This window comes from Thermoflavimicrobium dichotomicum (genome assembly GCF_900114055.1).
Lineage (GTDB): Bacteria > Bacillota > Bacilli > Thermoactinomycetales > Thermoactinomycetaceae > Thermoflavimicrobium > Thermoflavimicrobium dichotomicum.
In genome coordinates this window covers 1-12,167 of the sequence record NZ_FORR01000035.1, presented here as the reverse complement: position 1 = coordinate 12,167, position 12,167 = coordinate 1, and the positions used below count along the sequence as shown (strand labels likewise).

At 41.4% G+C, this 12,167-nt stretch carries 8 protein-coding genes and 1 rRNA gene; 5 read left to right on the top strand and 4 right to left on the bottom strand.

Annotated elements, in window-relative coordinates; genetic code table 11:
• Both BMZ78_RS17750 and BMZ78_RS17745 read left to right on the top strand, forming a co-directional pair.
• A 16S ribosomal RNA gene (locus BMZ78_RS17750) occupies nucleotides 1-55 on the top strand; the annotation flags it as partial.
• Between the two features lie 422 nt (nucleotides 56-477).
• Complete coding sequence (locus tag BMZ78_RS17745) at nucleotides 478-1,851, top strand: UTP--glucose-1-phosphate uridylyltransferase (RefSeq protein WP_093231730.1); 1,374 nt, start codon at nucleotides 478-480, stop codon at nucleotides 1,849-1,851.
• 266 nt (nucleotides 1,852-2,117) lie between these two features.
• Here the strand turns inward: BMZ78_RS17745 and namA are convergent, their stop codons facing one another.
• Nucleotides 2,118-3,137 carry an NADPH dehydrogenase NamA gene (namA, locus tag BMZ78_RS17740; RefSeq protein WP_093231729.1) on the bottom strand — a complete coding sequence of 340 codons (1,020 nt, stop codon included), beginning with the start codon at nucleotides 3,135-3,137 and terminating at the stop codon, nucleotides 2,118-2,120.
• 366 nt (nucleotides 3,138-3,503) lie between these two features.
• Between namA and BMZ78_RS17735 the strand changes: the two genes are divergently transcribed.
• Nucleotides 3,504-4,280 carry a class I SAM-dependent methyltransferase gene (locus BMZ78_RS17735; protein WP_093231728.1) on the top strand — a complete coding sequence of 259 codons (777 nt, stop codon included), beginning with the start codon at nucleotides 3,504-3,506 and terminating at the stop codon, nucleotides 4,278-4,280.
• A 296-nt stretch (nucleotides 4,281-4,576) separates the two neighbouring features.
• Here the strand turns inward: BMZ78_RS17735 and BMZ78_RS17730 are convergent, their stop codons facing one another.
• The 3 genes from BMZ78_RS17730 to BMZ78_RS17720 form a co-directional block, all read right to left on the bottom strand.
• A complete protein-coding gene (locus tag BMZ78_RS17730; protein WP_093231727.1) occupies nucleotides 4,577-6,376 on the bottom strand; it encodes a carbon starvation CstA family protein in 1,800 nt (599 codons plus the stop codon).
• A gap of 457 nt (nucleotides 6,377-6,833) precedes the next feature.
• The gene (locus BMZ78_RS17725; RefSeq protein ID WP_093231731.1) at nucleotides 6,834-8,432 is read right to left on the bottom strand and encodes an MDR family MFS transporter; all 1,599 of its coding nucleotides are present in this window, start codon (nucleotides 8,430-8,432) and stop codon (nucleotides 6,834-6,836) included.
• Nucleotides 8,433-8,601: 169 nt separating this feature from the next.
• Nucleotides 8,602-9,054 (bottom strand): MarR family winged helix-turn-helix transcriptional regulator, encoded by a 453-nt coding sequence (locus tag BMZ78_RS17720; RefSeq protein ID WP_175482558.1) that lies wholly within the window; start codon nucleotides 9,052-9,054, stop codon nucleotides 8,602-8,604.
• 674 nt (nucleotides 9,055-9,728) lie between these two features.
• Here BMZ78_RS17720 and BMZ78_RS17715 point away from each other — a divergent pair.
• Both BMZ78_RS17715 and BMZ78_RS17710 read left to right on the top strand, forming a co-directional pair.
• Entirely contained in the window at nucleotides 9,729-10,922 is a 1,194-nt protein-coding gene (locus tag BMZ78_RS17715; protein WP_093231725.1) for a glycine C-acetyltransferase, read from the top strand.
• Nucleotides 10,919-11,890 (top strand): L-threonine 3-dehydrogenase, encoded by a 972-nt coding sequence (locus BMZ78_RS17710; RefSeq protein ID WP_093231724.1) that lies wholly within the window; start codon nucleotides 10,919-10,921, stop codon nucleotides 11,888-11,890. Before BMZ78_RS17715 ends, BMZ78_RS17710 begins: the two co-directional genes overlap by 4 nt.
• The last annotated feature ends 277 nt before the right edge of the window (nucleotides 11,891-12,167 follow it).

The following is a 12,167-nucleotide window of genomic DNA, read 5'->3' as shown; positions in this document are numbered from 1 at the left end:
GGTGAAGTCGTAACAAGGTATCCCTACCGGAAGGTGGGGATGGATCACCTCCTTTCTACGGAGTTTATTTCCGAATATCACTTTGAACCATATCAAGAGTGTCATGTTTCGCCTTTAGTTTTCAGGGAATAGTGCGAAGCACTTCTTTCTCAGAGTGAGAAGGAAGTGCTTTTTTGTTATTATTCCAAAGCCATATCATTACCGTTTTCCAGATTCTTATGGCTCTTTTCTCCAAACTCTTTGAACCTTCTTCACTCGAATCGCTGTGTTATTGAGCGAATCAATGGAGCGTTATTCATACATAGTTAAATAAAATCATTATTATTGCCTCCATATACTCAAACCTTGTTTGTTTGATATTTTCAAACCCACTAGCGTATAATTAGGATATCTTTTTATTTTACATGTTAATTGCATATTGAACTGTAAAAGGTATAAATAAATATTGAAATAAAGGATCAAAAGGAGCGCCTAAAAATGAACAATCAGTCAAAATATGAGAATATAAAAAATTTATTGCAAAAATATAAACAAGAACACCTATTAAATCATTATGAAAGTCTTTCTCTTCATGAGCAGGAATCATTGTTAAATGAAATACAGAGAATAGATTTTGAAAAAATAGTGATGCTATATAATCAAATCGTAAATTGCAATAATGATGGAGAAATTGAATTTAAGCCTCTAGAAGCACAAAATTGGGGGGAATTGGATAAAAAACAAAAAGAACATTTTAATGCATTAGGTATGGATCTAATTAAGAACGGGAAAGTCGCTTCCTTAGTTGTTGCAGGAGGTCAAGGAAGTCGGTTAGGATGTGATGGCCCTAAAGGGACATACAATATAGGATTACCTTCACAAAAATCGTTATTTCAGCTTCAAGCTGAACGTTTGATCAATCTTTCTAACAAAGTAAATCGCTTTATTCCATGGTATGTGATGACAAATCCAGAAAACCATGAAGAAACTTTATATTTTTTCAAAAAGAATCGATTTTTTGGCTATCCTCAGCATGAAATCTTTTTCTTTAAACAAGATGTGCTTCCAGCATTAGATATGAATGGAAAAATATTAATGAGTAGCCCATCACAAATTTGTTTTGTTCCTAATGGAAATGGTGGTTGTTTTTCAGCCTTAAAACGATCAGGTGGATTAAACGACTTAAAACAGAGAGGAGTAGAATGGCTATTTTACTATAATGTAGATAATGCATTAATAAAAGTAGCAGATCCAGGCTTTATTGGATATTCTCATGTAAAAGGTCATCCAATAGCCAGTAAAGTGATAGAAAAAAGAAATCCAGATGAAAAAGTTGGCTTATTCGTATTAAAAAATGGGCGGCCTAGCGTCATTGAGTATACCGAATTACCTGAGAACATAAAACAACAAAAAAATCTTTCAGAACAACTACTTTATAATCAAGCTAATATTTCCATTCACTTATTCCATATAAACTTTATAGAAAAAGTGGTAGATTGTAACTTGCCGTACAGAGTAGCAAAAAAGAGTATAAAAACCATAAGCGGTCAAGTGGATGCATATAAATTCGAATTATTTATATTTGATTTGTTCCCGTATTCTAAGAGTATGACCATTATTAAAGTTAATCGGGAAGAAGAGTTTGCACCTGTAAAAAATAAAACAGGTCCAGACAGTCCTAGTACCGCAAAAAATTTAGTTTTAAATTTGCATCGAAAATGGTTGCTAAACGCGGGTATACCTGAGGAATTGATCGATGATCGAGTTATTGAAATATCCCCTTTGGTTTCGTATTGTGGAGAAGGATTGAGTGTGGACTTAGTGCAAAATCAACTCAATCCATTGGTAATAGAAAGATCACAAATCAAATAAACTGAAATGAATCAGTATAGGATTGGACGAAAAAATAACCATTTGTGTGTGGTCCGCTTCATGCAGGTCCACATACTTCTGCATTGATTTCTTCAAAGCGTATACCTGCTATCTCTACTGTGTATCGAATTATCTGAATAAAGCCTCTTAAGTGATTTGGGGATAAGATTGGGAACATTTAGATGACAACAAACGGATCATTGCAAAACAAGGAATGGGCTTCTTGATACAGACAAGAGAGCCCATTCCTGTTTTTTGAGAGATTGTCAAAAAGCCCGTGAATATTGAGTTGGACCGATATATTCGAGGTTTCGCTTTTGTGCTGCATGAAGTACCCAGTAAGGATTGCGTAGAAGTTCACGGCCAAGGAAAACAAGATCAGCCCGTCCATTTCCGAGAATTTCCTCGGCTTGCTCAACGGTTGTAATCAGTCCCACCGTACCCGTCGCGATCTCTGCTTCTTTTTTGATAGCTTCGGCATATGTAACCTGATACCCAGGATAAATCGAAGAGGGTGGTTGTGGAAGCGTGCCCCCAGAAGATACATCGACCAAGTCGACACCCCACTCTTTCATCCAACGGGCAATTTGAATGCTATCTGATAGTGTAAGTCCGTCAGGATGATAATCGACAGCAGAGATCCGGACAAAAAGAGGCGCTTCTTCTCCCCAATGGTCACGGACAGTACGAATGACTTCTTTTAAGAAGCGTGCCCGATTTTCAAGTGAGCCACCATATTCATCTGTCCGTTTGTTGCTAAGCGGAGAAAGAAACTGGTGGATGAGATATCCATGTGCGGCATGGACTTCTACAATATCAAACCCGATCTCTTTGGCCCTGCGCGCTGCCTGTCCAAAGGCTTGAATGACATTTTGGATATCAGTATAGGTCATTTCATCTGGTACGGGATCAGAGGAACGGAATGGGATCGGGCTTGGCGCAATAATAGGTTCATTAACCACAGCCTTGCGACCAGCGTGAGCTAACTGGATCGCGGTTTTTACCCCTTGTGATTGGGCAAAGGAGACGATTTTCGCCAGTCCCTCCATTTGCTCATCGCTCCATAAACCGAGATCTTTCATGCTGATTCGACCGCGGCTTTCTACAGCGGTTGCTTCGATCATAAGTAAACCGACTTTTCCGGCTGCACGTGTCCCATAGTGGACAATGTGCCAGTCGGTTACTTTGGCATCTTCATTGGCTGAATACATGCACATCGGTGAGCAAACGATCCGATTGGGAATCGTACAATTTCGCAGCTGAAATGGTTGGAAGATAAGTGACATCGTGATATACCTCCTTTACAAATTAATTGTAGCACAATTTCCCTGTATCTATAGAAGATAGGGGTACTCAATAATTGATCGTGTGAGATTGATGACAAACCCAATTTCTCTTTTCCAGTTGAACGACTTTTGCCCGTTTTTATTGAGCGGGAGTGAAACGGAAAAAGAACCGGCATATAACAGATACTTTTTCAACAAGCTGACTCTATCATTGAACAAGTTGTCGTTTATGACGGAAAGCAAGCCCTTACCTATCTGAAATATTATGAAATGAAAAATAAATCTGGCATCATATCTGGAGATCATGTATAATAAACTTAAAATTGAAATCGAGTTTCATTAAATGAAACGAAATGAGGGGTTTTTATGACCGATAACAAGGAACGAGTCAAAAAAAGCTTTGGTGAGAACGCCGCCAATTATGTTATGAGCGAAATACATGCAAAAGGGAAAGATTTGACTTGGATCGTTGAAGAAGTGAAAAAACACGTACCTCAACCACATTTGGCTCTGGATATCGCAACGGGAGCAGGGTTTACAGCGTTTGCCCTGAGCACTTGCGTTGGTAGAGTGATTGGTCTGGATCTGACCACGGAAATGTTACAGGTAGCCCAACGACAAGCGGAACAGTTTCAATGTACCAATGTGACTTGGATGATTGGAGATGCTGAAAACATTTCACTTCCGGACCAACTGTTTGATGTTGTCACATGCCGCATTGCAGCCCATCATTTTCCCCATCCTGAAAAAGCCTTTCAAGAAGTATATCGGTTGCTAGTGCCAAAAGGTATTTTCATTTTGATCGACAACTATGCACCTGCAGATCCTTCCGTTGAAGCTCTGTTGAATCGGGTGGAAACTTTACGTGATCCTTCCCATGGCCATGTGTATACACTGGAGAAATGGAGTCAGTTGCTGGGCCAGGCAGGATTTTCAAAAGTGGAAGAGTTGAAAAAGTGGGAAAATCATGTGGATCTGGATCCATGGTTCAGGCGGATGAACACGCCAGCTGTCGAAAGAGAGAAAGTGTTTGAGGCTTTGAATCAAGCGACCAAAAAACAGCAGCAAACACTGGGATATGATCCAAAGAGCTCTTCTCCCCAAATCATTTTGAGAAAATGTATGTGGTTGGCTCAAAAGTGAAGAAGATGATGGAACAGCGTAATGAGACCGCTCTATAAACTTGGTTTTCCTTTTCAAGTTGAACGATTTATTGCTCATTTTTAGTGAGTGGGAGTAAAACGGAAAAGGAAAACCGGCATATAACGGATACTTTGTCAACAAGCTGGTCATGGTGAGCCATCTGAACTCTGAATGAACTTGGATTTGTCCTGAGTAATATGGTTTTCAATGGATGGAAAAGGTCCTGTCCGATGAAAATAGGTAGTAGACCAAAAAAATGAGAGGGCGGAGATAATGAACCTCCGGCCTCTCTTTTTTTACGAAACTTTCACGGTATTTTCCAGATTCACTTTCGATTGGTTCCACATGTTGACAGCATTTCGGAGTGCGGAAACAAGAATGATTGCTCCCAGAATCAACATGATAATGGATAAAACACCGTTGAGTACACTATATCCTTTGGAAGCAGGATTCAAATAAACATGGGCGATCATCCAATAACCCGCGTAGTTAACGGTTACATACAGATAAGCAAGAGGAATCAGACAGGTTAGTAAATACCATCGCTTTTCAGCAATTTTAAAGATAACGGTTGCCCCAATGATGAGACCGATCGAAGCCATTAATTGGTTGGATACACCGAATAACGCCCAAATCGACCCGATATCTCCTGAATACAAGAGATAACCCCAAAATAGACAAGCGAGGAAACTTGCAAAGATCGTTCCTGGAACCCAGTCGGGCCGTTTCAGTGGTTTATAAAGTTCACCAAAGAAATCCTGGATAATGTAACGGGCTACACGTGTACCCGCATCAATCGCTGTCAAGATAAACACCGCTTCAAACAGAATCACAAATTGGAAGAAGTAAGAAGCGAGTTTGCTAAACAAGGGGATGGATTTGAAAATATAAGTCATACCGACGGCAAGTGTAACAGCTCCACCTGTCCGACCTTCCAGGTTTAAGCCGATTTCTTTGGATAATTCAGGCAGGTGAACCACCTGCATACCCAATGTTTTAAATACTTCTGGTGCAGAGTTGATCGCAAAATAGTCAGCAGGTTGCAAAACGGTAGCAGCGATGAGAGCCATAACCCCGACCAGACATTCAAGCAACATCGCACCAAAACCGACGAACTTGATATCGCTCCAACGTTCTAGCATTTTGGGAGTTGTACCTGAGCCGATAAAGGCGTGAAACCCGGAAATCGCTCCACAAGCGATGGTAATCGAAATAAACGGCCAGACGGGTCCAGCCAGGATGGGGCCTCCCCCGTCAATAAATTTGGTTACAGCAGGAAAGTTAATCGTAGGATTTACGAAAAAAACCCCAATGATCAAGGCGATGAATACGCCAACTTTCATAAAACTGCTTAAATAATCCCGGGGTGCAAGCAATAACCAAACCGGTAAAGCGGCAGCAAAGAAAGCATAGATGGGGAGCAAAAGAGAAAGGGTTTTGCTGTCAAAAGTGAGCCATTCGCCGATCACCGTATTTTGAATGGAAGGACCAGCGACGACTGCGATCATGATCAATATGATTCCTACGATGGAAGCATTTTTCAGGTTTCCTGTTTTTTTATAGTAAATTCCTACAGCCATGGCAATCGGAATGGTAGCAGCAACGGCGAACGTTCCCCATGGGTTCTTTTCGAGGGCATGTACAACCACCATCGATAATCCAGCCATGGTAATGGTGATGATAAAGAGCATGGCCAGCCCGGTACAAAAACCGGCAACAGGTCCTAATTCCTCTTTGGCTACTTCGGAAAGCGACTTCCCTTTTTTCTTCATGGATGCAAACAGAACCACTGCGTCATGAACCGCTCCACCAATGACTGCCCCGATTAATAGCCATACCAAACCAGGCAAATAGCCGAACTGTGCTGCGAGAATGGGACCGACCAGTGGACCTGCAGCGGCAATCGCGGCGAAATGATGTCCAAAAGCAACCCACCGATTGGTTGGGACATAATCTTTTCCATCTTCCAATTCACGAGCAGGAGTCACTTGTGAATCATCCAACTTCAATACCTTTACAGCCATAAAAGTACCATAAAGCCGATATGCAATCATTAAAATACAGATGACAGCTATAACGATGGTAATTGCATTCATGATCAATACCTCCAGGAAAAAACTGATGCCTGCGTCTATAATAAATTTTTGAATAAAATGTGTATAATTACATGTTATTGTTAACGCTTACAATCGTCAATAGCTTAAAATATATTAATATAATTTAAAATAAATAATATTTATGTTATTAATTTAAAGGTTGGTTATTTTGTTATATTTGCGCTGAAGTAAATATAAAACGATATATAGGGTGATTTTCATGTTTAACGTCGTCATTACCGACCTCCGCCAGCCGAACGAATATCATTACTGTCGCGATAACGGATACTACATCATCCGAGTTAATTGACCCGATCATATCCGACTTGAGCGCATGAAGGATGCAAAGGAAGAGGTTTTTTCATGAAAAAAGCCGCCTTAAGATGAAAAGCCCATTTTCCTGACAAAGGGAAAATGGGCAAACAGTTGATATGATCGCTCAATAGAGGTATCAAGATCATTGATTGGATGAAGTTGGATTTTTTTTCTTTTCTTGGGATAGCGGAATGTTACCAATAAAAAAGCTGAGTACAAAGCCGATCGCGATGAATGCCAAACCGCACCAGAAAACGACATGTAATGAGCTGACAAGGCTTGATTTTAAAGCGGGTAACATGATTTGTTGCATCATGGGTGGGAGTTTTTGAATGGATTCAGGATTAAAGAGCATCGAGTACAATACTTGCGGATCTGTATTGATCAATTTCTTTAATGGCTCGAGCATGGGTTGCATTTGTTCAGGAAAACGTGAAAGGGTCGGCGTCAGTTTGTCATTCAATAGCTGTGTAGATTGTTGATTGAGTACTGCGCCCAAAATGGCGACTCCAAAGGTTCCGCCCATATTACGGAAAAATTGGCTGGAAGAGGTGACAACTCCCAACTCTTCTTTTGAAAAAGTCTCTTGCAGTGCCAATGTGATGTTTGGCATAACGAATCCCATACCGATTCCCATGATAACCAAATAGCCCATCGCTATATACTGTGACGTGTCAAGATCCAATGTAGTCAAAAGGCCAAAGGCACCTGTGGTAATAGCCATTCCCAAAAGCATCAGATTTCGGATGCCCACTTTATAAACGATTTGTCCGCCCAAGATGCTAGTCAAAATCATGCTAATCATCATCGGGGTCATAACCGTACCTGAATCAGTTGCACTGACTCCCAATACTCCTTGCATGTAAAAGGGGATAAAGGTAATGGCCCCAAACATCCCTAAAGTTATCAAGAAGCCGATCAAATTGATCAAAGAGAAAGTGCGGTTTTTAAATAGATAAGGCGGCAGAATCGGCTCTTCTGTTTTGGATTCGATGATAAAGAAGAGGGTTAAAAAGAGAATCGCAGTGCCAAACAGGGCGATGATTTGCCACGAGTCCCAGGCATATTCCTTGCCACCAAAAGAGAGGCCGAGTAGTAAGCTGACCACGCCAATGGCCATTGTAAAAATGCCCCAGATATCCACCTTAACAGGTCCGGTTGTGTTCTTTCCAGGCAGTCCAATAAAGATCAGGATCGTGGCCAAAATCCCGACGGGTAAATTGATATAAAAAACCCATCGCCAGCTGCTGGCATCTACAATCCAGCCTCCGATTTGTGGTCCGATGACAGAGGCCAAGCCGAAGATGGCTCCGAAAATTCCTTGCCATTTGGCACGTTCTTTCCCAGTAAATAAATCTCCGATTACAATAAGAGCGAGTGGCATCATGATCCCGCCACCCAGACCTTGAATTCCCCGAAACCAAATCAATGCTTCCATCGATTGAGCGGCTCCGCATAAAGCAGAACTGACGATAAAAATGATTAAACCAGAGACATAAACGACTTTCCGGCCTAGCAAGTCAGCGAGTTTACCTGCAATAGGCACAATGGTTGTAGAAGTAAGCATATAGGCGGTGGTTAGCCATGCCATGAGACCAAGACCGCCCAGATCACCCACAATCCGTGGAATGGCTGTTCCGACAATGGTTCCATCCAAGGCGGCAAACAGCATGGCTACCAGTAATCCGGCAATCAGAATGCCACGTTTGTGATGATCCTGCTTCTCATCGGCGTTTGCCATTTCATGTGCAGCTAGATCTTGTTGGCTCAATGAAACTCCTCCTAAACAGGGATTCATGTTAATATGATATTTTACACCCTCAATATATTACACCTAAATAACTTTATTGCAAAGATATTAGGATAAGGAATTTTTTTGGAGATTTTATCCTTTTTGTTGAATGGATCGTCTAGTCGTTGGGATTGGATAGTTTGAGCGAAATTTTTTCTAGCAAATAGATAAAAGTTTCTTGTTCTTCGTCTGTCAATACGCTTAACATTTGTCTGAAAAATTTTTGGCGTTGATAAAGGATTTTTTCGACCAGGCTTTTTCCTTCTTCGGTGAGTTCGACCCAGACGATTCGTCGATCCATTTGGTCCCGGGTCCGAATGATCAAACCGTCATTCTCTAAACGATTGAGTGCCAGGGTGGTAGCACCTGATGTTAAATTCGCTTCATGAGCCAAATTGGCCACCATACACTTTCCTTTTAGTAAAAGGGTGCGCAACAAGACAAATTTACTAGGGGTTAGCTTATATTGAGGTTCACCGTCTTCCAGTTGTTTGCTTAAATAACGTTCGATGCGTTCATTGATTGACTCAATGCGCTGTAACTGTGGGTCCAGCTTTGTTTTGTCTTTCATTGTTCTACGCCTCCTTTGAGTATATTTGAAATCTGATTTGCATGATAAGCCGTTCATTATGAACCGGTTGATCAATGTGTAAAACAAAGTCATGATGTTCTTAGTCAAAAAATCAGCAGGAGCTTTCATAAAAATATGGATTCGTCTCTCTCGCGCTTCGGGGTGGGTTCCTGCCTCCGTGACGACTTCTGTACCATCACAGTCACTCCGCAAGGAACCTACCCTTCCGCTTTATAGAAAACAACATGAGGGTCTTTTGCCAAACATTTCTTGGCAAGCGTAGTTTCATACATCTTTAACATAAAGGAGATGGATAGCAAAGGGAAGAGATCAGATTCAAAATGATTGGTCTCATGCAAAATCGGATGAAAAGATTACATAGAAATACATAACGCGCCCGAAATCAATTGAATATTTCATGGTTGAGCAATAAATGGGGAACTCTATTTACCGATACAGAGAGGACAAAAAGATTTCCAAAAAAAGAGATTTTGTCCTCTCAGTATGTACATTTTTGATAAAAGGTGTTACTTTAATAATGAGTTATTCTTTATATCATGCGATTTTATCCAAAACAATGTGTTTATTGTAGAAAGACATTTGTATACGAAATTCGTGCATGAGAAAAAACATGCGGATGGATCTACTGGTCATTCTTTAAGGAGGTTTTTACCTTGGCGAGCAAAGTGTTGGATCATTTTCTGCAAGAAAATCTGGACGATCTAAAAAATAGAGGGCTATATAACATGATTGATCCATTGGAAAGCCCAAACGGCCCGGTTATCAAAATTGATGGAAAAGAGCTCATTAACTTGTCTTCCAATAACTATTTAGGATTGGCTACAGATCCACGATTGATTGATGCAGCAGTGGAAGCCACTCGCAAATATGGGGTTGGAGCTGGTGCGGTTCGAACCATTAATGGAACCCTGAAGTTGCATGAAGAACTGGAAAGAAAGCTGGCTGAATTCAAACATACAGAAGCAGCCATTGCTTATCAGTCCGGATTTAACTGCAATATGGCAGCGATTTCAGCCGTGATGGATAAAAATGATGCCATTCTGTCAGATGAACTGAACCACGCATCCATTATTGATGGTTGCCGGTTATCGAAGGCAAAAATCATTCGCTTTAACCATTCCGATATGGATGACTTGAGAGCCAAAGCCAAAGAGGCCAAGGAATCAGGACAGTACAAAAAAATCATGGTCATTACCGATGGCGTATTCTCCATGGATGGCGATATTGCGAAGCTGCCAGAGATTGTGGAAATCGCTGAGGAATTCGACCTGATTACTTATGTGGATGATGCGCATGGCTCCGGAGTACTGGGAAATGGTGCTGGAACGGTGAAGCATTTCGGCTTATCCGACAAAATTGACTTCCAAATCGGAACCCTTTCCAAAGCCATTGGAGTTGTTGGTGGATACGTAGCTGGTAAGAAAGAGCTCATTGACTGGTTAAAAGTGAGAAGTCGCCCGTTCTTGTTCTCCACAGCATTGCCACCAGGAGATGTAGCGGCATGTATCAAAGCGATTGATATCCTGATGAATAGTACAGAGTTGCAAGAAAGACTTTGGAATAACGGCAACTACCTGAAAAAAGGTTTGAAAGAACTTGGTTTTGACATTGGGGAGAGTGAAACCCCTATCACCCCATGCATTATTGGTGAAGAAAAATTAACGCAAACCTTCAGTAAACGTCTGTATGAAGAAGGAGTCTATGCCAAAGCGATTGTCTTCCCAACGGTACCAAGAGGAACCGGAAGGGTGAGAAACATGCCAACTGCAGCTCATACCAAAGAAATGTTGGATCGAGCTTTAGCCATTTATGAAAAAGTGGGTAAAGAAATGGGGATTTTGAAATGAAGCGGATTTTAGTAACAGGTGCATTAGGTCAAATTGGTTCAGAGCTGGTAGGACGGTTAAGAGAAGTCTATGGTGTAGACAATGTCATTGCAACTGATATCAAACCGAAGGAAGCGAGCGAAATTGCTCAAGCGGGTCCTTATGAAATTCTGGATGTCACTGATGCGGATCGGATGTTTGACATCGCAAAAACATATCAAGTGGACACGATTATTCACTTGGCTGCACTATTATCAGCAACAGCAGAAGCCAAACCACTATTGGCGTGGAACTTGAATATGGGCGGACTTGTAAATGCACTCGAAGTGGCTCGGGAACTTCAGTTGCAATTCTTCACTCCGAGCTCGATTGGTGCTTTTGGTCCTACCACACCGAAAGATCGGACACCACAGGATACCATTCAACGCCCGACAACCATGTATGGGGTAAATAAGGTAGCTGGTGAGTTGCTTTGTGATTATTACTATCACAAATTTGGGGTCGATACCCGAAGTGTGCGTTTCCCAGGGTTGATTTCCTATGTAACTCCACCCGGTGGTGGAACAACAGACTATGCCGTTGAAATTTATTATGAAGCGGTAAAGCACAAAAAATATACATCCTATATCGCCAAGGGAACTTACATGGACATGATGTATATGCCCGACGCTTTAAATGCGATTATTGCCCTCATGGAAGCAGATCCGGCGAAGTTAAAGCATCGCAACGCTTTTAATGTCACTGCCATGAGTGTGGAACCAGAGGACTTTGCACGTTCTATTCGCAAGCACATCCCTGAATTTGAACTGGATTATGATGTGGACCCGGTCCGGCAAGCAATTGCGGAAAGCTGGCCTAACTCCATTGATCCTACGGCTGCCATCGAAGAATGGGGATTCAAGGTAGAATATGACCTGGAAAAAATGACAGAGGATATGTTAACGAAACTGCGTCAACGCTTTTTTCAAAAGGAATTAGTTGGCGTATAAGGAAAAGAGGAAGGCGAACGGAAAAAAGCCTTCCTCTTTTTTATATGGTTAAATGGGGTGGTTTTATTGTCGTTGGGTTGTGTATAGATTTCAACGTATCGGAATAAATTTCCTATAAAAAGGATATTGCATTTTGACTTTGAGCATGATATATTATTCACTGTCGCCGCGATGAGCGGTGGAAATGAGAAACGCACCTTGAAAATTAGATAAGGAAATGAAGTCAAGTCAAGGGTATCACCGAGACGAGTACCTTTAGCAACAGGTTAAGCTACTA

What these genes read in the sequence shown, in the direction of transcription:
- BMZ78_RS17730 (WP_093231727.1), bottom strand. Translation starts at nt 6,376, where the DNA reads ATGAATGCAATTACCATCGTTATAGCTGTCATCTGTATTTTAATGATT.
- BMZ78_RS17710 (WP_093231724.1), top strand. Translation starts at nt 10,919, where the DNA reads ATGAAGCGGATTTTAGTAACAGGTGCATTAGGTCAAATTGGTTCAGAG.
- BMZ78_RS17725 (WP_093231731.1), bottom strand. Translation starts at nt 8,432, where the DNA reads ATGGCAAACGCCGATGAGAAGCAGGATCATCACAAACGTGGCATTCTG.
- BMZ78_RS17735 (WP_093231728.1), top strand. Translation starts at nt 3,504, where the DNA reads ATGACCGATAACAAGGAACGAGTCAAAAAAAGCTTTGGTGAGAACGCC.
- BMZ78_RS17720 (WP_175482558.1), bottom strand. Translation starts at nt 9,054, where the DNA reads ATGAAAGACAAAACAAAGCTGGACCCACAGTTACAGCGCATTGAGTCA.
- namA (WP_093231729.1), bottom strand. Translation starts at nt 3,137, where the DNA reads ATGTCACTTATCTTCCAACCATTTCAGCTGCGAAATTGTACGATTCCC.
- BMZ78_RS17745 (WP_093231730.1), top strand. Translation starts at nt 478, where the DNA reads ATGAACAATCAGTCAAAATATGAGAATATAAAAAATTTATTGCAAAAA.